The following is a 26358-nucleotide window of genomic DNA, read 5'->3' as shown; positions in this document are numbered from 1 at the left end:
GGCCTTAATGAACCAATTTGAAGTATATAGTGGAAAGTAATTTTGCCACGGAAGTATTTCTTTTTTATGCGTTCAAAAATTCAATCTTACAGTTTCCTGCCGACTTTCAAATGGTCAGCCATTTGCCTTGTGCTGCTTTTTTCCGGTTTCGCCCATTCCTTATTTGCCCAGACTGTAAATCTTAAAAATGCAGTCTTGATGGTTTCTCCGGCTATTCCGTCTCCGATGAAGGAAACTGCCGCTGCGGTACTTTCCGAAGAAATCGCAAAAAGAACGGGTTTTGGTTTGAAAAATGCTGCCGTCTGGCCGAAAGCCGGAGTGCCTACAATTGCGCTTGTCTTATCATCCGATACTGAATTATTTGGAAAACCGGCTCCTGCAAAACGGACGGGTGAAAATCCTGAATTTAAAAAAGAAGGCTACCGCATTGTCACAGAAACTTCTGAAAAAGGAAATATTATCTGGATCATCGGTGCGGATTCCCGTGGTATTTTATTTGGTTCGGGCTGGTTGCTGCGGAATTTGAGCATGGATAAAAATATACTTCAACTGGATGAGAAAGCAGATTTTGCCACTTCTCCCGATTATCTCATTCGGGGCCATCAGTTGGGTTACCGGACCACGGCCAATACATACGACGCCTGGACAACCGGACAATTTGATCAGTACATCCGTGAACTGGCAATTTTTGGTACCAATGCCATTGAAGGAATTCCTTTTCAGGAAGGCGAAGCGCCGAGTCCGCATTTTAAAATTCCTTCTGCTGAAATGCGGATCAGAATGAGTGAAATGTGTCAGAAATATGACATGGATTACTGGGTTTGGACGCCGGCTACTTTCAATCTGAAAGATGAGGCCAAGCGAAAAGCAGAAATTGAAATGCATGAGGAGTTTTACAAAAAAGCGCCGCGTCTTGATCATATATTTTTTCCCGGCGGTGATCCCGGAGAAAATCACCCTTCGGACGTGATGCCGTTTTTGAAGGAGTTGCAAAGCCGGTTGGTAAAATATCATCCGAATGCCAAAATGTGGATTTCGTTGCAGGGATTCAGCGTGGAGCAGATCGATTATTTTTACAAATATCTTGAAACCGAAAAACCAGCCTGGCTTCAGGGCGTGGTATCCGGTCCGGGCAGTCCGCCTATGGCTGAAACCCGATACCGCCTTCCGAAACAATATCAGCACCGCGAATATCCCGACATCACCCACGCCATCCGCTGCGAATTTCCGGTGGAAAAGTATGATCAGGCTTTTGCTTTGACGCTCGGAAGGGAATCTGTGAATCCGCGGCCTTATGCTTTTGCCAAAATCCATGAAAAATACGCGCCCTTTACCGATGGTTTTGTGTCCTATTCCGATGGCAGCCATGATGATGTGAACAAGGTTTTGTGGAGCATGCGTGCCTGGGATGTGAAAAAAGATGTGCACCAGATATTGAAAGAATATGCCCGTTTTTTCTTTGGGAAAAATATTGATAATGCCGTAGCCAGTGGTATCGAAGCGCTGGAACAAAACTGGAAAGGTTCGCTGGCTGAAAACGGCGGTGTTGAAATGACGTACCAGTTCTGGAAAAACCTGGAAAGTACCAATCCAAAATTGAAAGATAACTGGCGCTGGCAAATGCTGTTGCTGAGAGGATACTACGACGAATATACCCGCCTGCGACTGATCAACGAGCAGGAACTGGAAAAACAGGCCAACGAAATTCTGGCCAAAGCAGATAACCAGACCATCACAAAATCCATGGATCAGGCACTGGCGATTGTCAACAAAGCCGATACCGAGCCGATTGCCAGAGATATCCGCAAACACATCGAAGACCTGAGCGATGCCTTGTACATTTCCATCGGTTTGCAAACGAGCTCGGCCAAACATAAACCAAGAAATCCGGAGCGCGGCGCGGTGATGGATTTTGTAGATTACCCACTAAACAACCGCTGGTGGCTGGCTGATGAATTTGAGAAAATCAAAAAGATAAAAGACCCGGCAGAACAGCTGGCGATGTTGAAACGTATAGCGACCTGGGAAAATCCCGGCGAAGGAAGTTATTACGACGGAGTTTCAAGTGTAGCCAAAGGCCCGCGTGTAAAAACCATTTCCGACGACGCCACCGACGTGGCCTGGTGGGACAGTGGAAAAAGCAGAAAACGCCTTTCTTCCCAGCTTTTCCAAAGAGAACCGGCGTTAGATTATGTAAATTTGGATCCGGGTGCACGCTACATTATCCGCGTGGCAGGCTACGGCGAGGCCCTTTTACGTGTAGACGGACAAAGACTTTCCCCAACGATATACAACAAGGAAGAGAATTCTTTCAAAGAATGGATTGTCCCGCTATCACTTACGCAAGACGGCAAAATTTCTGTAACCTTCGACGGCCCGGAAGAATCCGATTTGAACTGGCGGAAGAATTCGAAGATTTCGGATGTTTGGTTGTTGAAGGAGTAGGTTACCAGAATAGATATCTGCAATACAAAACTTTAATTACAGATATCTATTCTTCCCAAGCATCAATAAATTCAAAATGGTTGTCTTTTAACATTTCAATAAATTCAGTCCTGTTTAAGCTATCGGCAACTCTGTAATGCCAATGTTGAAACCCAAATTCAAGATTATAAAAGTCTCGTGTTTGTTTGTAACCTAAATCTTTTATTTGCCCAATAAAGTGTTTAAATACCTCTTCATCCTTTGTATAAAGTTGAATTTTTTTATGGTCATCAAGAGTGAGATTTGATTCTCCCTGAACGCTGTGAACGACCAACTTTATAAATCCATTTTTAATTGTATTATTTTCCTGTTCAGTTAGAAAATAAATAACTTGTTCCTTATTTACAAAATGTTTAGCTACCCAGAGCTCTGTCTTTTTATCACACCAATGGCTTTGAATATAAATCCAGAATCCATCCACCGTCGGTAAAAAGTCAATTATCTTTAAAAAGGCTTCAATAAGTTTTGCTTTACCAACGACCAATTCAAGTTCAAAAATTCCATTGTCATCTTGTCCATAAGCGACAAAATTCTCTGTAATTAGATCGTAATCATATTGATCTTCTCCCGTTGATTTTGTAATCCCTACCGGTGGCTGAAACTCTTTGTCTAAGTCATCGAACGAAAAAGGATAAATTTTCTCTCTCATATATACGTCATTGGAGAGTTTAATCAATTCGTTATTTTTTTCAATAACTTCAAAATTGTCTAGCTTAAAAGCTTCAATAAGATTAGGATTTTGAAATTTTACTTTGGCAATGATTTCAAATGTATTATTTAGTGCATCACCTAAATGCAGTCCATAGGAATAGAAATTTCCATACAAGCCTGTTGTAGCATCCGATTGCCCGTTTATTAGAAGATACCAAAGTTCTTTCTTCACTGTAATATTTTGATTGCTAACCCCTGATTAGTTATCAGAAGTTTAGCAATTTAATTGTAAAATTGCATATTTGAGAAGCACAACTTTATTTTAATAGCGAATATGAATAGATAATTGTGATTAACTGATGACTATTACTTATGAATAGAAAAGAAATAAAGGCGTTGGAAAGCGCTCTGCGCAAGCAGCGAAAAGAAGTTGTTGGATCAAAAACAGCTGCTAAAAAGTTTCTGACAGACCTTGGTGTTTTTCAGCTTCTAGTTCCTAAGGGAACCAATCAAACGGTCTTAGAAAGACAGAATTCCTAATCTGTTTTTGATGTATTCTTCAAGACCCGCTTTATTATCGGATTTCACGGATGTGACGAAAGTGTTCGGGACGATATTGTTTCCGGAAGGAAAAATATGGTTTCCAGTAAGAACGATTATGATTGGCGGGGAAAGGATATTACTTCTGGGAAAATAATTATGAGCGAGCTTTGGACTTTGCAAATAATCCTCCCGGAAAAACTAAAAGTACAAAACCTTCTGTACTTGGTGCCGTTATTGATCTTCAAAGTTGTTTAGATTTTCTGGATACAGATTATCTAAGGCTTGTGCAATATTCTTATCAAAGTCTTGAATTAATAGCTTCCAAATTTGAACTAGAACTTCCTGTAAACCGATCAGGGAAAGGAACAAAGGATTTAGTTTTACGAAATCTGGATTGTGCTGTTATTGAACATCTTCACAGTATTCAACAAGCCAGCAAGTTCAGACCTTTCGGTTCTGCAAGAGGTGTTTTTGTCGAAGGTGCCGAGCTCTACCCAGGAGCAGGATTTCATGAAAAGAATCATGTTCAAATTTGTATTCGAAATCCTAATTGTATCAAGTGATTTTTTATTCCAAGGATTGAAGTTGATTGGATTTGATATTTTTGTTAAAGACTTTTCAAAATTAAAATTCAATAATCAGGTTTAAATAAATTAGTCATAAACTGACGATATTACGTCCAACATTGGATTGCTTTCGTAGACCGTCGCAAACGATCATTTATTCAAGTACGCAGTGTTTTAAGAACACTAGACACAACGGCTTAATAAGAACAAGATTTCATTCTACATAGCCAGCCACTAGTTAAGTTCTTTGTAAAGTAAAAGAAAGCATAATACTGCTTTTGAAAGAAAGCTTAGCATTATGCAGCCATTCTACCTCTTATTTTGGAAAATCAATAATAATGAAAATTGAAGATTTGCTTGCTAAAGGATATTTTCCTAGAGAATTACCACCTCCCTTTAACACAGTTGATTTCGCATCCAAATATGGTGAGTTAAAACCTCGTCTAGAGGGATGCATCACTAAGGAACCAACAAGGTGTATTGATTTCTCGGTGGCAAAAGTAGGACTGGTGAGAAAAACAATTAAAATACCCAATCCAATCCACCAAACTAGACTTTGCGAAACCATCGTAGAGAATTGGGGAGAAATTGAATTGATATATAAGCTGTCAAAATTCTCTTTTAGTCGTCCAAAACAGACAGGTACAAGGGCGTCTAATCCTGGGAAATTCAAGAATTTTATGCGGAAGGTTTTTTTAGAATCTTATCCTTACTCATATGAATTGAAAACAGACATATCAAAATACTATCCATCTATATATACTCATAGCATTCCCTGGGCCATTCATGGGAAAGCCGTCTCGAAGGCTAATAAGGGATCAAGAAGTCTTCTTGGAAATAGAATTGATAGTGAGGTAAGCAATACTATGTATGGTCAAACTGTTGGTATTCCAATGGGGCCAGATACGTCGCACATTATCTCGGAAATTATCGGTTGTAAAATTGATGAAAGAATTGCGAGCGAGTTTCCCAACTTGAAAGGATATCGGTATGTTGACGATATGTATTTCTTTTTTCATAGTGAAGCAGAAGCGGAAGATGCTTTACTTAAACTACAACAGACATTGAAGGAGTTTGAATTACAAATCAATGCAGAAAAAACAAGTATTAGAAAAATTCCAAGAGGTATCGAACCCGACTGGATTATCCAACTGCGGTCTTTTGATTTTCGTAACACTGAAATCAAGCAAAATAATGATATTATCAGTTTTTTTAGCCAGGCGTTTGATTTGGCAATAAGACTTCCAAGGACTTTGTGCTTTCGTACGCCGTTGAAAGAGTTAAACGCTTGGCTTTATTGTCAGATACGAATTTCGCTCTCTTGGAAACTATGCTTTTAAAGACAATGATTTCTGAACCTTCAACTATCAAAGAGATTTTCAGAATTCTGTATTCCCATAAATCGAAAGTTAGAGTAGCAAAGTTAGAGAACGTTCTTCTGAGCTTTATAGAATATCATTGCCAAAGAAGAAATGAGTATGAGCTAGCATGGTCGCTTTGGATTGCCAGAACTTTCGAATCGTCATTCCCGCTTCAATCGTTGGCTTATTGTCGAAAATTGAAGATCCTGTAAATGGACTCTTAATTTTGCATCTTGCAAGTTTAAACCTAATTAAGGCAGAAGATCTGGATACCTCTCGATGGGTACAAAAATTAAACGAACAATATTTGACCGATGAAAGCTGGTTGTTCGCATATGAGATCTCATTAAAAAAATGGATTGGAACTGATTTCACGTATGTTAATAGGAATCCCTATTTCAAACAGCTACGTAAGGCAAAAGTTTCATTTTATGATGAAAGTCGGCAAATTGAAGTTGTTAATTTTTCAAAAGTACAAACAGTTGAAACGGATCAGGAGGTGGAATATAGCAGTGTAAGTGGCACAGTCGACGTGCAAACTCAGACTTCAACTGATTCTAATCAACCTGTATCAAGATTAAACTATCAAAATTTAGGAGATATGCTTCGTGGCTTTGACAATATGATAGAAGGGGACGAACTGGATCTTGACTACTTAGATTATTAGGTCTCAATCATTTGGTTTTTGGATTTTTCCTAGCTCAAGGTTTACTAAGAGCTTATTTAATAAAATGTATACTCAATGGACATACTCCAACTTCACTATTATCTCGAAAATAATTCTCATTCAATGGATGCGACTGTCAAAAATAGGGCGGAAGCTGAGATTATAAAGATATTTAAAGAGGTTGCAAGTTTACTCGAATTAGATATAGATTTAGAAATAGCTGCTTTGGAGCCCGGTGGGATAAAGGAAATTTTTAAATTTTTGAGGAAAAAGAAACATGCAAAGATGGTAGGTCCAATTCTTGTTTTTTTGGGAGGTATTATCAGTGGTGTGATAGTGGACCTCGTGGTTACCGGAATACAGCATAATTCGGAATTAGATCAACTAAATGTCAAAAAGACTGAACTCGAAATCAAGAAGCTTCAAAGGGAGCTCGAATTATTAGATGACACATCTCAGGAAGTTGAAAGGCATTTAGGCAACATTATCGTTCTTATATCTCAAACAGACAGGATAAGGAGATACAAGTCGAATTTCTATTCTTCATTACTTTATGAAAGCAAGGTGGAGAAAATCGGTATAACAACCTTGGATAATAATTTTCGGGAATTATCGCCAGAAATGTTCGTAGACAGGAGTGATTTTAGGAGATATGTTGTAGACCAAATCATGATGGCTCCTGTGATATACAGGGAGGTTCTTGTTGAAATTGTTGCTCCTGTTTTAAAAAGTGGAAAGTTAAAATGGAAAGGGATTTATAACTCCGAAACAATAAATTTTAATTTACATGATGCTGAATTTAGGCAGTCAGTTATAAATCGCGAGGTAAGCTTTACAAATGGATCAATAATCAAATGTGACGTAGAGTTTGAGCGACAAATGGATCAAAACGGAGATGTGAAGGTGGCTAGTGTGAATGTATCCAATGTTACCGAACTTATTCAGGGACAGTCGGTAATGGAAACGAGCAAGGGACGGCGTAGGAGGATTATCAAGTCTCAACTTGGTTTGTTTGAATAGTTTATTAAAGCCGGGTCGCTCTCTGAACTTTGGTGAAGAACCTACAAATCGCAAACAGAGTTTAAAAAGTAAGTTTAATAATTAAATTACTAAGGAATTTGAAACAAAAAGACACTTACAAATAATTTTATAAGTGTCTTTTAACTTTTCCGTCGGGATGACAGGATTTGAACCTGCGACCTCTTGCACCCCATGCAAGCACGCTACCGAGCTGCGCCACATCCCGTAATTTTCCAAGGCTGCAAACTAATTAAAAAAAACGCAGAGTTAAAAGAGTTTTTCGCAGAGTTACGTTGAGTTTTTATTTTTTAATAATCTCTGTGTAACTCTGCGCTTAACTCTTTAAACTCTGAGTTTAAATAACTCTGCGTTTAAACAAACAAGCAATTTATATACTCTCGTTCTGCCAGTTTGGGTTGATGACTTCCTGTTTGCCTTTACGGAACCATTTGTCGCGTACTTTTTCGTTGACGTAATACATACATGGAACGAGTAGAAGCGTCAGGATGGTTGAGAAGGTAAGTCCCATGATGATCGTCCAGGCGAGGATATTCCAGAATACGGAACTCGCTCCGCCCGTCGTGATATTTGGGGCGAAATCTCTGAACAGCGCCACGAAATCCAGCGTAATACCGAATGCAAGCGGAATCAGACCAAGTACCGCCGCCGAAGCTGTCAGCAATACAGGCGTCAGACGAATCGCGCCGCCTTCGATAATTGCATTGCGCAGCGGGTAACCGCGTTCACGAAGTTCATCAATAAATTCAATGAGCAGAATCCCGTTTTTCACCACGATACCGGCCAGTGCGATGATACCCACACCGGACATGATCACAGAGAATGTTTTATCAAAAATCACAAAACCAAGCAATACCCCGATCAGCGAAAGCACGATCGTAAAGAAGATGATCAGCGGTTTCACAACCGAGTTGAATTGTGTAGCCAGGATCAGGTAAATCAGCAAAATCGCTGCGCCAAATGCCCCGGTCAGGAAGTTCATGGATTCGGCCTGGTCTTCCTGTTCACCACCCATTTTCACGGTATATCCGCTTGGTACTTTCACGTTATTTACAAGTTCCTGGATCTGGGCCACAATATCATTGGCGTTATATCCCGGCAATACATCAGAGCTCAGCGTTACAATGCGTTGCTGATCTTTCCGGTTAATCTGACTGAATGTAGTCGAGTAGGAAATGTTGGCTACGGACGTAATCGGAACCTGACGAAGCGCGCCGCCGGAATTCATATCACGGTATACAATGTTCAGACTCAACAGTTTTTCAATCTGCTGACGGTCGTCCTTTTTCAAACGGACCATAATCGGATATTCATCTTTCGCATCACGGAATTTAGAAACTTCCAGACCGAAAAGTGCCGTACGGATCGACAGTGCAATCTGCGAAGAACTGATCCCTTCGCGCTGTGCTTTTTCACGGTCAATATCAATCGTGATTTCCGGTTTGTTCGTTACCAGATCGGATTTCAACTGGTCAATTCCCGCGATACCGGAGTTTTGTACACGTTTTAAAAGATCTTTTTCCAATACCTGCAATTCCTCAAAATCATCACCCGAAATCTCAATCGAAATCGGCTTTCCGGTAGGCGGGCCGGTACTTTCACGTTCTACGGAAATTTCAGTTCCGGGAATTCCGGCTACGGCATCACGTACTTTGGTCAGCAATTCCTGCGTCGAGCGGCCGTCACGGGATTCACTTTTCACAAAAGCCACCGTCACTTTGGACTTATGCGGCGTAGCGGCACGGTCCGGGTTATTCGGGTCACCGGCATTTTTACCAACGTTGGAAATGACGGAGTTCACGATATTCATCGCTTTTTCTGTTTTCAAAACTGAGAAAACACGTTTTTCAATCACTTTTGTAATCGAATCCGTCGTAAGTGCATCCGTTCCCGAAGGCAGCTTGTTGTACACATAAATATAATCCGGATCACCGCTCGGGAAGAATTGTACTTCCGGCTTGGCAATACCGACAATGATAAACGTAGCAATCAAAAGCACGACCATCGAGATAATCGCAAATACAGGACGGTATCCTTTGATCAGCCAGGTAATCAGTTTTTTGTAATTATTTTTGAGTGCCGGAAGTAATTTGTCCTGGAAAGGAACAAGAATTCTCGGAGTCAGAATGTAGTGATTGAAAACAAAAAGCACGAGGATAATCACAAAGAAGTTACCCACACCACGGTCAACAAAATAACCAACCAAAGCCATCGCTGCCAAGATCAACATCGGACGCATGATCGCTTTAATGCTCGTATCGTGTTTTTCTTTTTCATCTTCATGACGACCCATGAACGTTACCGCAAAAACCGGGTTGATCACATAGGCTACAAAAAGTGATGACATCAGCGTCAAAATCAGCGTCAGCGGCAGGAATTTCATAAAATCCCCGACAATTCCCGGCCAGAAAAGAAGCGGGAAAAACGGTGCAATTGTTGTCAACGTACCGGAAAGTACGGGCACGAAAACCTCACCCGCAGCAGCTTTCACAGCCTGCTGGATTGTCCAGTCTTTATGATTGTTGAATAAACGGTGGGTATTTTCAATCACCACAATCGCATCATCCACCACGAGACCAATCCCCAGCAGGAAGGCAAAAAGTACGATTGTGTTCAAGGTGAAAGAAGTACCGATCACGGGGCCTAACACCGGCATTAATACAAAGGCAACGAGTGCAGAAAGTGGTACGGAAAGTCCGATGAAAATCGCGTCACGGATACCCATGAAGAACATCAGTACCAAAACCACGAAGATGAAACCGATGATAACCGTATTGATCAATTCATGCAAATCCGCACGGGTACGTTCCGACTGATCAGCTGTGATCCGGATATCCAGTCCTTGCGGCAATTCGGATTCCTTCATTTTATCAATGATCACTTCAATATCATCAGCCGCTTTTACAAGGTTAGATCCGGCTCTTTTGATCACGTTCAGCGTGATTACGGATTTGTTGTCCAGACGGGCAAAATCAAGTTGTTCTTCAAAACTGTCTGTTACTTCGGCGATATCACCCAAACGGACAACGGCGCCAGTTCCGGTACGGATACGCAGATTCGCAAGCTGAGTCATGTCAAGGAATTCTCCTTTTACACGAAGCGTACGACGCACATTTCCAACTTTCAAATCACCACCAGAAACGTTAATGTTTTCACTTTGAACGGCTGTCTGAATATCCGTAAAAGTCAGACCGGTCGATTGCATACGAGGCAAATCCAGGTTAATCTGAATTTCACGGTTCAGCGCACCGACGATATCTACACGGCTGATTTCAGGCATCGCTTCAATCGCATCCTGCATATCTTCCGCATATTCTTTCAATTGTTTCAGCGAATAATTACCGGCCAGGTTAATGTTCATGATCGGGAATTCCGAAAAGTTCACATCCTGTGCCGTCGGACCGGAATCCAGTTCCTGAGGTAAGTCCTGTTTGGCTTTATCAATCGCATCACGGACGCGCTGCAAAGCATCCGACACTTCAACATCCGGCGTAAATTCCACCAGAATTACCGAAACGTCCTGCAAAGCGTTTGACTTGATATGTTTTACACCATTGATCGACTTCAACTGCTTTTCAATGGGTTTGTTAATCGTGTTCTCCACATCGGCGGGAGCGGTACCAAAATAGACCGTGTTGATATAGATCTGCGGTATTTTGATATCCGGAAACTGCTCTTTCGGCAGGTTGTTGTATACCACGAAGCCCGCCAGCGTGATGATAACCGTAAAGATGTAAATCGTCGTCCGATTCTCTACGCACCAGTTGGTAAAACTAAGGGTTTTATGATCTTCAAATTTCATGGGTATGCTAGCTGAAAGTGAATGTTAGTACGAAATCGTTTGTCCGTCCGAAACCTCCTGGTATCCGGTCGTGATAATTTCGTCTCCTGCCTGTAAGCCTTCCGTTATTTCAATTTTTCCGTTGTAAATCAAACCTGTTTTCACAATTTTCGATTTCGCTTTTTTCTTGCCGCCTTCATTTACAGCAACATAAACAACCTGTCCTTTTTCAGTTCCCTGAATAATGTTCTGGTCAACGATCAAAGCATTTTTCTTGGTTGCATCGTTAATCTGGACTTTCGCCGTCATGTTTGGTTTCAAAGCAGGACTGGAAGGAAGATTTGCTTCAATCACAAAAGTGCGGCTCAATGGATCAACCGTTGTTCCAACGAAAGAAACTTTTGCCTTGTAATCTTTATTCAAATCAGGAAAACTGATCAGAATTTCGTCACCGCGTTTAACACTCGCAGCATATGTATCCGAAACCTTGGCCGTAACTTTCAGATTCCCCAGATTAACAACCCGGAAAAGACCAACGCCCGGAGCCGCAGTTTCACCCACTTTTACATTCACCTGATCCACAACGCCTGAAATCGGCGCGGAAACTCTGGATTGAGAAAGCTGCGTATTTAATGTAGAAAGTTTTCTTTCCAAACCTTGCTTGTTATTTTCAGCTTGTAAAAACTGTACTTCGGTACCGATTTTCTGGTCCCAAAGATTTTTCTGTTTGGTGTAAATGGTGTTCGCCAGCGTCAGCTGCGTTTTCACTTCTTCAATGCTTTCACGCAAAATGCTGTCGTCCACTTTGGCCATCGCACTACCCGCTTTCACCTGATCGCCTTCACGTACATAAACAGCCGTGATCACACCACCGGATTTCGGCGTTACCATCACACTGTTTTTTGCATCAATTGAACCCTGCAATTCAACATAATGACTTAGCGTACCCACTTCAAGCGGTTTTACGGTAACGACTTTTATATTGGTTTCAGCTCTTTTGGTCGTGTCGAGCTTCGCTATCTCCGATTCAAGTGCTTTTATTTTTTTCTCAGTTTCGCTTTGTTCTGATTTAAGCTTGGTCAGCTCTTCCTTTTTTCCAGCCAATCCTTCCTTTTTCTCTCCTGAGCAAGAAGCCAGCAAAGCAGCAGCGATTGCGATTGATAAAATATTCTTTTTCATGATATAGGTAAGTGTCCGTTATTTAATTGTTAATGCCGGGCCGCCGGTGCGGTTAAGTGTTAATGGTTAATTAGAGTTGGTTAATTATTAGTAAGGCTTGGCTCAACAATGAGCCGTCATTAACAATTAACCCTTAACCATTAATCATTATAAAGCTCTCCTTTCGCTTTGCTCAAATCAACTTTTGCGATAAGCATATCATAAAGCGCAGAGAAATAATTCGTTTGTGCTTCTTTGTAGGCAGATTCTGCGTTGATAACCTCAATGTTAGAACCGACGCCTTCTTTGTATTTGATTTTAGAAACCCGAACTACTTCCTTGGCCAGATCAACATTTCTTGTTTGTGTTTCCAGAGTTGCAAAGGCATTTTTTATGTTGATCGCAGCTTGTTTGGATTGCATATCGATCGTTTGTTCCAGAAGTTTCTGGTTGAGCTTAACTTTATCCAACGCAACTTTTTTCTGTTCAACCTGGTACTTTTTGACAAAACCGTCAAAGATTGGAATGTTCAGATTGATGGCCAGGATCGAATTGTTAAACCATTTTGTGCCGAATAAATCTGGAATGGTATTTCTACCATTGTTATGACCATATCCAAAGGAAGCGGAAAGACTTGGTAAATAACCTGCACGGATATTTTTCAGATCAAGTCCGGCCAGTTTTTGCTGGGTATCCAATACAGAATATTCGATCCGGCTGTTGTAATTCACTTTATAATCAGAGAAATCTGATCTTAATGATTCGATATTCAGGTCGTCAACTTTGTCCGTTAGTGTAATTTTCTCATCAAGCGACATACCCATTTGATATTTCAAAAGTGTATAACTCAACTCGATCAAATTCTGAACTTTCTGACGTTCCGTTACAAGATTATTGATCTGAACTTCCAGACGTGTCACGTCAAGCAATTCAACAAATCCGCTTTCATTCATCTTTTTTGTTTCAGCTCTCAATGAATCCACGCGACTGATATTCAAGTCAAGAACTTTGGCACGTTCTTCCGAAACCTGAGCAGAATAATAAGCCTTGGTAACATTTTCTGCCACCGTAACTTTGGATTGCGTAACATTCTTGCTCGCCAGTTCTCGATAAGTAGCTGCTGCACGTAAACCAATAAAATAAGAACCACTGAAAATCAACTGGTTCAACGTTGCCGATGCACTTCCTGAATATTTCACCCCAAACTGAACGGCAACCGGTGCTGCATCCGGAGAAGCATTCGGGTCGGCAAAGTTGGCGGGAAGGAAAACGCGCTGGATAATGACGTTATCGCTTAAATTGAAATTGGCAGCGACCTGAGGTAAACCTGAACCACGAACTTCACCAATCCTGGCTTCTGCCGAAATGGCGTCCAGTTGCGAGCTTTTCACATTCAGGTTGTGCTTGATGGCATAGTCTACGGCCTCCTTGACCGTAAAACTCGCCTCCTGCGCTTTCACAGAGATGAGACTTAAAAATATCGCGAGTGTTAAAACCCCATCGCGAATCAATCGATTATTTTTCATGGGTAATAGATGTTGCTGATTCTTCTTTATATTTAGTATAGTATTCCAATCCTTTTTCAGTCAGAATTCCGTGTAAGAAATGGTACACAAATTCCATCTGAACATTCATCATATTGAATTTATCTGCCGGATAAATTGACGGATCCATCGCCATTAATATCTGCTCCATCCGTAGTACTGACAAAATATCAATATCTATTTCTTTCCTGTAAAGTCCGGTTTTAACTCCTTCACTCAGATTTTCCCGTATACCTTTTATAATATACTCATGCTTGTACTGATGGAATAAGTCCCAGGCCAGCGGATGATATTTTTTTAAATCATGGAAAACTACCGGATTCATATGCGCCAGAGAAATCCGCATGTAATCCGCTCCCAGGATCATTTGTGCGACTGGATTCAGTTTATCTTCATCCATTTTATCCATCTGGCACTTCTGACTTTCCAGCTCCTGCTCTATTACCAATATCACAATTGCTTCCTTGTCAGGGAAATGCTGATAAATAGTCCGTTTGGAAATACCGAGATCCTTCGCGATATCGTCCATCGTTACGCTTTTGATGCCGTAGCGCCAAAAGAGTTTGAATGCTTCTTTTATAATTCGTTCTTTCACAGGACAAAGTTGAAATTTTCCGATGATAAAAACTATGAAAACTTTAATAATGTTTAAAGTTTTCTGTCACTTTAATGCTTTTTTCTCTTATAATATAATTAAGATATATTTAATGATTTATTAATCTACTGGTTCCCAAATTGTTAACTATGATCGATAACTTTGGGGTCGCAAACACCGACATCGTATGGTAATTTTAGAAGCGTTTTTGACACTATTTCTTATTATCGGCAAATTGCAATAAACTTATATTTAATAATCTTTAATAAATAAGATTATAATCAGGACACACGAGGCAAATGTTCTTTTATTGATTTTAATCATGCTTCAAAGTAAATGAGGAGTGCAAAAAGAAACTATCAGAAAAGTACCAAATGGGCGATTTGCAGTATGAACTTTAAAATATTGATGATAAAGTAACTGCGCGGAATGTTTTAAAGTCAAATGATGTTTGGAAATAATACATATTCTGCCCAAATTTCGGGTCTTTTCTTTTAAGCAGAAGGAGTATTAGAAATAGTGATCTGAACGTTGAAGAGAGAGCCCGAAAGAATGAGAGAGAAAACAAAACAAAGTTCAATTATTTATTCAAATCCACTAATTGCTATCCGCGAAAACAAATAAATGAAAAGCTACATTGACCTGATTCAGCAAACGTTCGAGTTCCCAACGATGGAATTTAACGTTGACAAAAATGAATTGCTGTTCAACAATGTACCACTGATGGACATCATCAAGGAACATGGTACGCCTTTGAAACTTAATTATCTGCCCAAAATCGGTGAACATATTGGCAATGCGAATATGTTTTTCAAAAACGCATTTAAGCGACATAATTATAAGGGAACTTATACTTATTGTTATTGTACCAAATCTTCGCATTTTAGTTTTGTGCTGGAAGAGGCGCTGAAACATAATATACATCTTGAAACTTCATCGTCTTTTGATATTCCGATTATCCGGGAACTATACCGCCGCGGCAAAATCAGCAAGTCTACTTACATTCTTGCAAACGGCTATAAAAGGCCACTTTATACACAATATTTAAGTGAGCTTATCAACGAAGGTTTCAATGTTATTCCAATTCTGGATAATCTTAAAGAAATTGAATCTTACGAGCAGCAGGTTACGGCTGATACCGTAAATTTTGCAATGCGTATCGCAACGGATGAAGAGCCTAATTTTGCGTTTTATACCTCACGTCTGGGAATTCGTTATAACGATGTGCAGCAATTATATAAGGATAAAATCGAGTCAAATCCTCGTTTTAAACTTAAAATGCTACACTTCTTTATTAATACCGGAATTAAAGATAGTGCGTATTACTGGAGTGAATTGACACGATTCATGTTCAAATACTGCGAAATGCAGAAGATTTGTCCTGAACTGGATTCTATCGATATCGGAGGCGGGCTTCCAATCCAGACTTCTTTGCAATCAGGCTACGATTACCAGCAAATGATTGACGAGATCATTGAAAATATCCAGTGGATCTGTAACAAGAATAATGTTCCTGTTCCGCATATTTTTACAGAATTCGGAAGTTATACAGTTGGAGAAAGTGGTGCGGTGATTTACGAGATCATTGACAAAAAACTGCAAAACGATAAGGAACTTTGGTATATGATCAACGGATCATTTATCACACAGCTTCCTGATTCATGGGGTATGAACCAGAAATATATCATGCTTCCGATCAATAACTGGGATAGTCCATACCAAAAAGTTAACCTCGGCGGTCTGACTTGCGATTCGCAGGATTTCTATAACAGTGAAATGCACAGCGCGGATTTGTACATGCCGATTTTTGAGGAAGAGGCCGAAAAACAATACATTGGATTTTTCCATACAGGCGCTTACCAGGAATCTCTGGGCGGTTATGGTGGAATTCAGCACTGTCTGATTCCGGCTCCAAAACATGTTTTGATCGACCGTGATGAAGAAGGTAAAATTGTTACCAAAGTTTTTGCGGAAGAGCAGGACAGCGATTCAATGCTGAAAATTCTGGGTTTCAAAGATGAGTCTTTTATTACGCCTGTAATTAAAGATGAAGTTCCTTCTGAAACCGAAGAAGAGCTGGTTGAAACAAAAATTTGACGAAATATATAACGTTCTTTGAATGAGTTCGTTACTTTTACGAACTCATTCAAAGAAATAAGTTTAAAAACCTGACGTTATAATACTACTCTAAAAAATTTATATGAAAAAGGTATTCTTTCTTTTGGCAATTTGCGGCACAATTGGTTTTGCATCTTCATGCACAAAACATCAGTGCCCGGCATACGGATCTGCTGTGAAAGTTCAGAAACAGCCGATTAAAGTACGCGCTTAGTATTTATTGAGCTAAAATAATCTTTGCCGCTTCAAATAAACTGACAGCGGTGAAATCTCCTGCTGAAGTTTCATTTTCTGGAATCACATGAATTGTCTTTAAGCCGACTTTATGTCCGGCTTCCATATCTCTTGACCGGTCTCCGATCATCCAGGATTGGGTTGTATCAATATTATATTTGGCAATCGCTTTTTCAAGCATCAGAGAATCCGGTTTGCGGGAAAGTGATTTTCCTGTGAAATCAGGATGTGAAGGTGCAAAATAAATGTCGTCCAGCGCATTTCCGGAAACTTCCTGCATTTTCTCGTGGATGGCATATACTGCTTCTGCGCCATACATTCCCTTGGCAATTCCAGCCTGATTGGTAATTACTATTAATAAAAAACCAGCTTCTTTCAGCATTTTCAAAGCTTCCGGAACGCCTGCTGGAATGACGAGTTCATCCAATTTATGCAAATAATCACTCAGATCTTCATTCAGAACACCATCACGATCAAGGAAAACGCACTTTGTTGTTGGGGACATGGAGATTTTTTTAGGTTACACAGAGGCACACGGAGTTAAGGAGAGAGCCACAGAGTTGTAATTTGAGAAAACACCTCTGTGTATCTCTCCTTAACTCTCTGGTTCTCTGTGTCCCTGAAACTAAGCCGAGTATTCTTTTACGGCTTCAATGAAGCACCTTACTTTATCTGGCTGCATATCCGGATATACGCCGTGGCCAAGATTGGCTATGTAGCGTTGAGTACCGAATTGGCTTACCATTTTCTTCACTTCCGCTCTGATTTGGTAAAAAGAAGAATATAGTACGCACGGATCAAGATTTCCCTGCAACGTTTTATTTGGAATTAATTGGCGGGATTCGATGATATCCATGTTCCAGTCTAGTCCTACAACGGAACAATTTAATTTCCCGATTTCTTCTCTTGCAAAAAATGCTCCTTTGGCGAAAACCGTAACCGGAGCTTCGGTAATTGCGTCGCAGATTTGTTTGATGTAAGGAAGAGAAAAAGTTTTGTATTGTTCCGGAGAAAGAATTCCTGCCCATGAATCAAAAATCTGAACAAGATCTGCACCTGCTGCGATTTGTGCTTTCAGGTAAGCAATTGTGCTGTCTGTTATTTTTTGTAATAACAAATGAGAAAATTCCGGATCAGCGTAAAGGTGTTTTTTCGCAACTGAAAAGGTCTTGGATCCTTTACCTTCCGTCATATAACAGAAAATAGTAAAAGGAGCGCCGGCAAATCCAATTAAAGGAACGCGGTCTGCCAAACCTGTTTTTGTAAGACGAATGGCTTCCAAAACATAACCCAGATCATTTTCAGGATCAGCAATTCTTAGCTTGTCCAGATCTGCAATGGTATTTACTGTTGTTGGAAAAACCGGACCTTTTTGCTCGGCCATTTCGTAAGGTAAACCCATTCCTTCGGGAACTACCAGAATGTCCGAAAATATAATGGCGGCATCAACGCCTAGCAAATCAACAGGTTGTATAGTAACTTCGGCTGCAAGTTCCGGTGTTGTAGCAAGCTGGATAAAACTCCCGGCTTTTTCACGAACGGCACGATATTCAGGTAAAATACGTCCGGCCTGACGCATCATCCAAACGGGAGTACGCTCTACATTCTCACCACGCGCTGCCCGAAGCAAAAGATCATTTTTCAATTTCATGCCGCAAAGGTAGGAATTATAGGATAAAGGAATGAACTAAAATATCAGAATTCCCGAAGTGTTTTCGCTCTTTTATTAATTCAATATTCTAATTTTGAATTAATAACAATTCAACTTACACCAGATACTACTATACGTTATTAAACATTCGATTCTGATAATTGCAAATTTGCCGAAGGATTTGGAATAAGATTTTTAGTGTTACTCCTTCAAGGTTAAAAAATTTTATGAAAAGAATATTTTAGCCAGGAAGAAGAAAATATTTAATATAGAAACAAGTCCTATGAGGTATAATAGTTTTTTAATTTTCATCCTTTTCTCAGTCATTTTTTCTTCTTGCGAAAAAAAAATGACTGAGGAAGAAGTTTCGCAAATCGGCATCGCTTCGTGCCGAAATTCAGGTGCTTTTATAAAAACTCTTGGCTTTGATCCCACCCGTTCTGGCTTGTCAACAACTGAGCCGTCTTTTATGGGAGTAGTGCTGGTTCAGTTTCCAAGAAATCAGGCAGATTCTGCAAGCAAAAAAACCTATCAGGATCGGAGCTGGGCACAATACGGCTGGATGGGCGGCATAACTTCCGACATTGATGGAAATACTTATACCGCGCCGCTTCCAAAAGTTAATTTGCTTGACAACCCCTTAAGCCAGATGAACAAAATCTACAAAGTTGATTCTGAAACAGGTGTAATGGCTGTCCTTACCGAACTTCCAAAACCGGATAGTGTCGCAGGAGTTATGCCTTTTGCCGTTTTGGGTATTTACTTTGATTGTCACGGTAAGAAATTATATGCAAGCAGCGTTGCAGGAAGTACGCGGGATGAGGAAAAAGGGGTCATTTATGTAATCGATCCGGAAAACGGAGATGTAGTGGATAAGCTCGAAGGACATGATGCGTTTGCTATTTTTGTTGGCGGCATCACTGGCGAAAAACGTCTGTATTTTGGAAGCACGCGTTCGTCGGATATTTATTCCATTGAACTTACGAAAAGCGGGAAATTTAAAGGTGACATACGAAAAGAATGTTCACTTGAAAATTTAGGTCCTCGTGGTGATGACAAAGCCAGACGTATCCGTTTTGATGAGAATGGAAATATGATGGCTTTTGGTGTTGAATTTAATGACAGTTTGCCCGCACCAAGTGAGAAAGCTGAAACGCTTTATCAGTTTGCTTTTGACAGAAATGCAAAAAAATGGGTTACTATCCAGGGGCGTCAGTAATACTTAATACCGGAAAATCTTCAGCTTAATTTTATTTCTTTTGATACTGAATAGCTTCGCAACACATGTTCTCTACAAATTAAGCGGTCGTAATACTGAAAAAGAAATTGATCTTTCAGAAGCTGGCCGTTATTTTTTTTAATACCAGATTTTCTTTAACAGTGACGGGTTTTACGGAAGCAAAACCGCGGGTGGCGATATCGTTTTAAATGACGCTCCGTCGCTGATCAATACAGGTGCACTTTTTAGGGAAGAGGAAATGACTTTGTCAACTTTCTGCATGCACTTAAAAACTCAACGATATTATTCAATCCGAATTTTGTAAAACCATGGCGGAGAGTAGTCACCATTATTAATTAAACAGTCCCGGTAATAGGGAATGTTGATTCCAAAAAAACGTAACTGAAAATAGATATTGGTTTTGTCCAATAGAAATTTTTCTATACAGCTGTCCATTTTTCGCTTAACTACATTTTGAATTTTCTCAGGATTCGTCCAGTTTTGCCTAAATACGGTTTTGTTATAGAAATTATTCTACAAAGGAGTAGAAAATTACGATTCAAAAAAGTAGTAATTTATTTGTTTTCTAACATTTCTTCAAAAAATCATATTTCAAATTAATCTGCTCACTTTATTTTCTCTAATTTTGAATCGAAATATTTCAAGGGACCTAGAATATTTTTTATTCGGCGTTATTTAAACTTCACACACATTTCAGTAAGTACAATCATTTTCAAATTCTTTTTTTCAGAGTAAAGCGCACTGTAACGTACCACTTAAAAATGTTGAAATAAATTTGACCGGTATTTCCCGGGTGCAATGTTATTGTTCATTTATAATATGCAACCAAAGGTTACTTTATAAACATCATTTTAAACAGAGTTAAAGCAGCAGCAGCTCTGAACAATTTGACTTCTGCCACAATCCAATCATTTATGTAATAACTTTTATGAAACCTTTCACAAAAATCTCCTCGTTCTTCTTTTTGGTGTTTGCCAGTATAAACGCCATGTCACAAACATTACCTGTACTTCCTAGTCCGGATTTCAGCGGTAATCATGATGCACAAATTACCGGTACTGTTACCATTGAAGGTACGAAAACTCTTCCGGGTATTCTGGCACGTTTGACACGTGTGGTTTCAGGTGGCGATAACATTATTGTTTCTTATGCCATTAGTGATGCAAATGGAAAATTCACTTTAAGTGGAAGATCCGGTGTTAGCTACATTGTGAATTACGAATTCCCAACAAGCGGGTTTACAGCAAAAACCGTAAATCCATCCGCAGCATTTGTTGCGTCGGCAGGTGAAAATACAGCTCCTGATGGTGGGCTAACGTTAACAAGAAACACAAATACGATTACTAATTGTAATGTTTCGGTACCAACATTAACACCTTTTACCACCCAGTCTGTAACAGTTGATAAGGCTATTCCAATTAATTCTCTTGCAACTTTGTCGAGCGTGCAGGTTTTTTCATCAGCGCTGGTTGCGAACCCTACTATTGTAGTATCAACGACAACGACTTCGCAAATCCAAAAATTAATAATCGGTGCAAGCGTTAAAATTGGAAATCCATTTAGTGCTGCGACTTTGTCTAATCTTGTCACAACCAAAGTATTTGCTAACGATGAAGACGAAAATGCAGATAATCAAAACCCTATAGATATAGCAGCGGGAACATCGCTATCCTATTTTGATATTACCTCCGGAAAAACAAGTACAACAAATATTGCAGCATTCAATCCAAATTATATCGGAACCGGGACTATCACGTTTCCAATATCGGGAACTGCTTCAAAAACCATTACAAATTCGGGGGGTAATACTTCAAGCCAGGAAGTAACGAATGCACTAGGAGGAGTTTGTCTTATTTACACTTACACAATTGATCCTTTACCGGTAACACTGGCAAGTTTTTCAGCAAAAGTTCAACCTTCCGAAGCAACTAAAAGCGTTGTCTTAAATTGGACTACTACGCAGGAAAAAAATAGTGATTATTTTGATATTCAACACAGTACAGACGCTAAACAATGGAATGTTTTAGGAAAAGTTCAGGCAGGTAACGAAAGTTCAGAAATTAAAAGGTATGACTTTACTGATACTGATCCAAAAAACAGTACTAATTACTATCGGTTAAAAATGGTGGATAAGGATGGCACGTTCGCATACAGCCGTATTGAGAGCGTATCAATTGATGGAAAAGATCTTGCTGTAACGCTTTTCCCTAACCCTGTCTCCAACGAACTTTTTGTGCAGGATGTTTCTAACCAAAGTGTTAAGGAGTTATCAATTTTTAATTCAAACGGGCAGATTGTTCAGCAGGCAAACTCGATTTCTCCGACAAAAGGAATCAACGTAGAAGGATTGTCCAATGGATTGTATATTGTAAAGGTTTTAAGAACCGACGGCACTCAAAATTCGAACAAAATTGTGATTCGTCACTAGTAAACAGTCAAGACATTTCAGCCCCTGGAATTTTTGAATTGCATAATTATGAAAGAAGACTGCCTTGCAACGAGGCAGTCTTCTTTTATTTAAGTCTTGCAAAAAGTTCAAATTATTTTTGTCTGAAGTGCCATTATTTTGCCAGATACAATGATCTTTGTGGTTACCTATTTATTAAAGGATGTTTTATAATGTTGGAAGAATTAAGGAGAATTGCTTTTAGGTTTCAGATTGACCCTCAACAAACTGCCGGACATACGGCAAGATTATCTTCCGTTATCACGGTTTTAAATAATCTAAATACTTCATTTCTGAATTTTATTGAAATAGAATTTTTGAAGAATGACAAGTTCAGGGCAGCCTATGAAAAGTCTCCAAAGGTTTTGGACGGATTGAAAAAGGAACTGGAATTATTAATTGTCGATCTTAAATTCAGCAGTTTCGAAGCCGCTGTTGCTTCCAATATTGTAGAGCCGCCAAGCCTTTTTACAACCGATATTGACGATTGGAAAAGAAATGCCTTTTCGGAATTCAAGAAAAATATTCTGTTCGGGAATTTTGAAGAACCACAGTATATGAATCAGGCGATCGATAAATATTCGCCCGAAGAAAGAAACCGGATATACAAACCGCTTTTCACCGCAACTTCGTCCGACCGCCCGTTTAAACTTTTTCTGATTGATGCCAAAGGGAAAAAACTAAACCTGAGAACGCCGGATAAGAGTTTTACCGATTTGTATTTTCCAAAAAAAGCAAAAGTAAAAAAGGAGAAAACTGTTTACCGTTTTGCCAAAATATATGCCAAAATCGGAGGAAAGGATGCATCAGCTGATTTGAGCAAAAAGGATATTAAAAAGGTTCTTTTGATCGAAGAAATGGAACATGGGACATATCCTTATAGTCCGGATATCATTAAGTATGACGAAAAATTATATGTGCTTCATGATAAGCTGAATTGTGAAGTGAACTTTGAAAACCAGGCTTATGTAATTGCATTCCAGCCTTTGGATATTTGCGTTTGGGGAACGACGAGAGAAGAAGCTGAGGCAGCATTCAATTTTACTTTCCACGCCTTATACCAAAATTTTGGTTTGGAACAGGATGAAGTGCTTTCAAACGAAGCCATTATCCTGAAAAATAAATTGTTGACCATCGTTAAGGCAATCAAATGAAAGCAAGAAAAAGTAAGGATATACAGAGAGCATTACAAAAACAAGGTTTTGAATTATTCTCGGAGAAAGAACATCACCAGTTGCATTATCTGGTTGTTGACGGGAAAAAACAAGCTGTTTTTACATATCTGGGAAAAGCACCGCTAAGTCCGGAATTGATGGAAACAGTTTCCAGTCAATTGAAATTGACGGATGGAAAAATGGCAGACAGCTTTTTTTCTGGTCGGTTGAATGGAGAAAAGTATATTGAAATGTTGAAGGAAATGGAGCTTTTGAGTTGATATCGGAGCGTTAATTATTACGGTGCTCCGCACCTTATTTCCACTTCAGATTTCATATGCTACAAATATCACAGTGCTCCGCACCTCTCTGATAATCGTATTTTGTGGCAATATCAATTTTCCAGGATTAATGTGCAGAGCATCAAAATATTTTTAGAAGATAACGATGTAAGTATTTATTTTAAGGTACAGAGCACCGTAATACTTCTAGCCAGGAATTGCAAATCCGAAGGTTTAGGTGCAGCGCACCGAACTATTTTAAAAGCAAAAGAGAACGCCATAGACGTTCTCTTTTGCTTTTAAATCCTTTGTAAATTTCTAAAAATGGAAATTCACTCCAACTAAAAAATTGCGTCCTGCCTGCGGGAAATAGAAATTTTCCTGTGTCAAAGCACCTCCGCTGATATACCCGTAAGTGTATCCATTCGATTCATAACGTTCGCTGAAAATATTATTGAGCAGAAAATTAAACGAGATTTCTTTAATCCATTTCGGCTTGACCGTGTAAGTAAGGCGTAGGTCATTTGTGAAATAAGCATCAAGACGACGCGTTTCAGTCGAAGTATTATCAAGATATTGTTTGCCAACATACTTGGTCAATAAAGCAAATTCCAGGTTTTTCTGCGGACTGTAAGTAAACTGACTTCCTACAATTACATTCGGAGAAAACGAAATATCCGACTTTCCATGATTAACCATATCATAACCGCCGGTGTCATAATTGACAATATACTCGGTGAAATTGGCAATTTTATTCTGGCTGAATGTTGCGTTGGCATTCCATTTCAAGTGTGAATTAAAAGCAACGGCTCCTTCTAGCTCAATTCCTGTCCGGTAGCTTTTTGGCACATTCACACGGATAGAATTTCCAACATCATTAATCTGGCCGGTTAGTACCAGCTGATTTTTGTAATGCATCAGATAGTAATTTGCCGCTACCATCCATTTTCCCTGTTGCAGACGAAATCCGGCTTCGACGTTATTTAGCCTTTCACTTTTTGGGAAAAGTCGGGTTGTGGAAGCTGCAAAGTCGTCGCGGTTTGGCTCTTTATTACCAACACTGTACGAGGCATAAACAGAACTTTGCGGCGCCAATTGATAGGTTATACCTGCTTTTGGGTTAATAAAGGAATATGACTGGTCAAAATTCATCTGGACCATTTCATTATCCTTGCCATCAATTTTATGACTTACGCTGCGGTATTGCAGATCACCAAAAGCATTTAGCTTTTCAGTGAATTGATAGTAAAGTTTTCCATAAATATTAAAATCCTTTTTGACGCCTTTGTTGAAATAATAACGTTGTTCGTTTTCAGTAGCACCGGCATTTCTGGCCCAGACAATTTCTCCATAATGATCACCGGTATAATAAGTATAACCACCACCAACACTGGCAGTCAGCTTTTTGAAACTGTTATAGTCCAGCGAAAATGTGGAGCCGTAGAAATAATTGTCAAGCCATCTGCGGCGTATCAGATCCGTTCCTGAAATGGTATCACTTCCTGAAATTATATCAGGCAAATTATAATTACTGAAACTGTCATTTTTACGATACTGCTCATAATAACCAAGACCGCGCACCAGAAAACCGTTAACGTTTAAAGTCAGATTATTAGAAAGCGTGTGAGAAGTTACAACCTGGTAATGATCCTGACGGTAATTATCAACCTCGTTTTTATAGGTGTAGGAATTGTAAGTTCGGTCGTTGGAATTGATCAGGTTTTGTGCATCCTGCTCATCAAGTCCGTTGCGATTGATATAAGATAAAATCCCTTCGCGGTCGCCCCTGAGTTTTGCCTCCGGAACACCATTCCAGGATTGGTAAGTTCTTTCCTTTCCCGAGAAAACATTCACCCGAACAAAACTTTTTCCGCCAAAATAGGCTCCTGACAAATAGTAAGAATGTAATTCCGAAGAAGCCCTGTCGACAAAACCATCCGAAGAAACGCGGGACAAACGGGCGTCAAATGTGAATTTATCCTTGATTAAACCGCTGCCAACTTTGAAGGTATTTTTAAAAGTATTAAAAGAACCATAGGAATTGTTAAGCTCCGCATAAGCTTCCTTGCGGAATTGGTTGGTGCTGATATTGACCGTTGCGCCGAAAGCACCAGAGCCATTTGTTGAAGTTCCAACACCACGCTGAATTTGAATACTGCTCACGGAAGAAGCGAAATCCGGCATATTAACCCAGTAAACGCCCTGACTTTCGGCGTCATTATAAGGAATTCCATTCACTGTTACATTAATACGTGTTGCATCCGTACCACGAATTCTGATTCCAGTATAACCAACTCCGCCACCCGCATCACTTGTACTTACCAATGAGGGTGTGAAATTTAGCAATACAGGTAAATCTTGTCCAAGATTTTGTTTGTTCAAAGCCTCCGCAGTCACGTTGGTGTAAGCCATCCCGGTTTTATCAGTAACGCGGGTTGCATTCACAATCACTTCATCAGCCTGGAATGTGCTTTTTTGCAGTTTTATTTCAAGCGGCTTTCCATCGCTAAAATTGGCAGTTTCAAGTTTTATCGTTTGATAGCCAATGTAAGAAATTTCCAATATGCCAATATTATCGGAGATATTTCGAAGCGTAAATCTACCGTTGGCATCAGTAGTTGTTCCGCGGATTTCTCCTGCGCGGATAGTAGCGCCGGGAAGTGATTTTCCATCTTCCTGATCGGTAACCTGACCAGTTAGTGTTTTTTGAGCAAAAACAGATATGCTCAGTAATGTGCTGATAACGAGTGTTAAAAGACAAGTCGTAACGTTTCGCATTGCGATCAATAATTGTTACGAACAGGCAAGGGGCCACCTATCCTTTTGGTTCAATAAATATAATTATT

Annotated in this window: 20 protein-coding genes and 1 tRNA gene; 12 read left to right on the top strand and 9 right to left on the bottom strand. The window is 39.7% G+C overall.

The features are described from left to right. The first annotated feature begins 66 nt into the window (after nucleotides 1–66). On the top strand, nucleotides 67–2445 hold the full coding sequence (locus IEE83_RS30855) for a hypothetical protein (protein ID WP_194124552.1): 2379 nt from the start codon (nucleotides 67–69) through the stop codon (nucleotides 2443–2445). A 46-nt stretch (nucleotides 2446–2491) separates the two neighbouring features. Here IEE83_RS30855 and IEE83_RS30850 read toward each other — a convergent pair whose 3' ends face one another. After that, nucleotides 2492–3367 carry a hypothetical protein gene (locus tag IEE83_RS30850; RefSeq protein ID WP_194124551.1) on the bottom strand — a complete coding sequence of 292 codons (876 nt, stop codon included), beginning with the start codon at nucleotides 3365–3367 and terminating at the stop codon, nucleotides 2492–2494. A gap of 140 nt (nucleotides 3368–3507) precedes the next feature. Here IEE83_RS30850 and IEE83_RS30845 point away from each other — a divergent pair, with 140 nt between their 5' ends. The 5 genes from IEE83_RS30845 to IEE83_RS30825 all read left to right on the top strand — a co-directional run bounded on the left by IEE83_RS30845 (nucleotide 3508) and on the right by IEE83_RS30825 (nucleotide 7292). Beyond that, nucleotides 3508–3675: a hypothetical protein gene (locus tag IEE83_RS30845; protein WP_194124550.1), complete on the top strand. Its 168-nt coding sequence runs from the start codon at nucleotides 3508–3510 to the stop codon at nucleotides 3673–3675. Nucleotides 3676–3797: 122 nt separating this feature from the next. Continuing rightward, entirely contained in the window at nucleotides 3798–4241 is a 444-nt protein-coding gene (locus IEE83_RS30840; protein WP_228102148.1) for a hypothetical protein, read from the top strand. Nucleotides 4242–4582: 341 nt separating this feature from the next. Then, nucleotides 4583–5584 (top strand): RNA-directed DNA polymerase, encoded by a 1002-nt coding sequence (locus tag IEE83_RS30835; RefSeq protein WP_194124549.1) that lies wholly within the window; start codon nucleotides 4583–4585, stop codon nucleotides 5582–5584. A gap of 148 nt (nucleotides 5585–5732) precedes the next feature. Then, nucleotides 5733–6272, top strand: a complete 540-nt coding sequence (locus IEE83_RS30830) for a hypothetical protein (protein WP_194124548.1) — start codon at nucleotides 5733–5735, stop codon at nucleotides 6270–6272. A 75-nt stretch (nucleotides 6273–6347) separates the two neighbouring features. After that, complete coding sequence (locus tag IEE83_RS30825) at nucleotides 6348–7292, top strand: hypothetical protein (RefSeq protein ID WP_194124547.1); 945 nt, start codon at nucleotides 6348–6350, stop codon at nucleotides 7290–7292. A 152-nt stretch (nucleotides 7293–7444) separates the two neighbouring features. On the opposite strand, the gene IEE83_RS30820 is transcribed toward IEE83_RS30825, so the two are convergent. The 5 genes from IEE83_RS30820 to IEE83_RS30800 all read right to left on the bottom strand — a co-directional run bounded on the left by IEE83_RS30820 (nucleotide 7445) and on the right by IEE83_RS30800 (nucleotide 14388). Then, nucleotides 7445–7518, bottom strand: a tRNA-Pro gene (locus IEE83_RS30820). Nucleotides 7519–7680: 162 nt separating this feature from the next. Further along, nucleotides 7681–11112 carry an efflux RND transporter permease subunit gene (locus IEE83_RS30815; protein WP_194124546.1) on the bottom strand — a complete coding sequence of 1144 codons (3432 nt, stop codon included), beginning with the start codon at nucleotides 11110–11112 and terminating at the stop codon, nucleotides 7681–7683. Nucleotides 11113–11136: 24 nt separating this feature from the next. Further along, nucleotides 11137–12270 carry an efflux RND transporter periplasmic adaptor subunit gene (locus IEE83_RS30810; protein WP_194124545.1) on the bottom strand — a complete coding sequence of 378 codons (1134 nt, stop codon included), beginning with the start codon at nucleotides 12268–12270 and terminating at the stop codon, nucleotides 11137–11139. Nucleotides 12271–12410: 140 nt separating this feature from the next. Beyond that, nucleotides 12411–13775 carry a TolC family protein gene (locus IEE83_RS30805; protein ID WP_194124544.1) on the bottom strand — a complete coding sequence of 455 codons (1365 nt, stop codon included), beginning with the start codon at nucleotides 13773–13775 and terminating at the stop codon, nucleotides 12411–12413. Next, nucleotides 13765–14388 (bottom strand): TetR/AcrR family transcriptional regulator, encoded by a 624-nt coding sequence (locus IEE83_RS30800; protein ID WP_310588622.1) that lies wholly within the window; start codon nucleotides 14386–14388, stop codon nucleotides 13765–13767. Before IEE83_RS30800 ends, IEE83_RS30805 begins: the two co-directional genes overlap by 11 nt. A gap of 624 nt (nucleotides 14389–15012) precedes the next feature. Between IEE83_RS30800 and IEE83_RS30795 the strand changes: the two genes are divergently transcribed. Together IEE83_RS30795 and IEE83_RS33360 are read left to right on the top strand one after the other, a co-directional pair. Continuing rightward, a complete protein-coding gene (locus tag IEE83_RS30795; RefSeq protein WP_194124543.1) occupies nucleotides 15013–16485 on the top strand; it encodes a type III PLP-dependent enzyme domain-containing protein in 1473 nt (490 codons plus the stop codon). Nucleotides 16486–16588: 103 nt separating this feature from the next. Beyond that, nucleotides 16589–16720, top strand: a complete 132-nt coding sequence (locus IEE83_RS33360) for a hypothetical protein (RefSeq protein WP_262893276.1) — start codon at nucleotides 16589–16591, stop codon at nucleotides 16718–16720. 3 nt (nucleotides 16721–16723) lie between these two features. On the opposite strand, the gene IEE83_RS30790 is transcribed toward IEE83_RS33360, so the two are convergent. Both IEE83_RS30790 and hemE read right to left on the bottom strand, forming a co-directional pair. Then, nucleotides 16724–17245 (bottom strand): D-glycero-alpha-D-manno-heptose-1,7-bisphosphate 7-phosphatase, encoded by a 522-nt coding sequence (locus IEE83_RS30790; protein WP_194124542.1) that lies wholly within the window; start codon nucleotides 17243–17245, stop codon nucleotides 16724–16726. A 120-nt stretch (nucleotides 17246–17365) separates the two neighbouring features. Then, nucleotides 17366–18391 (bottom strand): uroporphyrinogen decarboxylase, encoded by a 1026-nt coding sequence (gene hemE / locus IEE83_RS30785; RefSeq protein WP_194124541.1) that lies wholly within the window; start codon nucleotides 18389–18391, stop codon nucleotides 17366–17368. A 349-nt stretch (nucleotides 18392–18740) separates the two neighbouring features. On the opposite strand from hemE, the gene IEE83_RS30780 reads away from it, so the two are divergent. The 4 genes from IEE83_RS30780 (at nucleotide 18741) to IEE83_RS30765 (ending at nucleotide 23512) form a co-directional block, all read left to right on the top strand. Next, entirely contained in the window at nucleotides 18741–19610 is an 870-nt protein-coding gene (locus IEE83_RS30780; RefSeq protein WP_194124540.1) for a YncE family protein, read from the top strand. A 1009-nt stretch (nucleotides 19611–20619) separates the two neighbouring features. Further along, a complete protein-coding gene (locus IEE83_RS30775; RefSeq protein ID WP_194124539.1) occupies nucleotides 20620–22059 on the top strand; it encodes a T9SS type A sorting domain-containing protein in 1440 nt (479 codons plus the stop codon). Between the two features lie 191 nt (nucleotides 22060–22250). Then, complete coding sequence (locus tag IEE83_RS30770) at nucleotides 22251–23231, top strand: hypothetical protein (RefSeq protein WP_194124538.1); 981 nt, start codon at nucleotides 22251–22253, stop codon at nucleotides 23229–23231. After that, on the top strand, nucleotides 23228–23512 hold the full coding sequence (locus IEE83_RS30765; RefSeq protein ID WP_194124537.1) for a hypothetical protein: 285 nt from the start codon (nucleotides 23228–23230) through the stop codon (nucleotides 23510–23512). Before IEE83_RS30770 ends, IEE83_RS30765 begins: the two co-directional genes overlap by 4 nt. 318 nt (nucleotides 23513–23830) lie before the next feature. Here the strand turns inward: IEE83_RS30765 and IEE83_RS30760 are convergent, their stop codons facing one another. Next, nucleotides 23831–26290: a TonB-dependent receptor gene (locus IEE83_RS30760; RefSeq protein WP_194124536.1), complete on the bottom strand. Its 2460-nt coding sequence runs from the start codon at nucleotides 26288–26290 to the stop codon at nucleotides 23831–23833. Nucleotides 26291–26358: the final 68 nt, after the last annotated feature.

Origin of the sequence: Dyadobacter subterraneus (genome assembly GCF_015221875.1) — a bacterium.
Lineage (GTDB): Bacteria > Bacteroidota > Bacteroidia > Cytophagales > Spirosomataceae > Dyadobacter > Dyadobacter subterraneus.
Note: the sequence above shows the minus strand (reverse complement) of the source record. Positions and strands in the feature narration are given on the sequence as shown.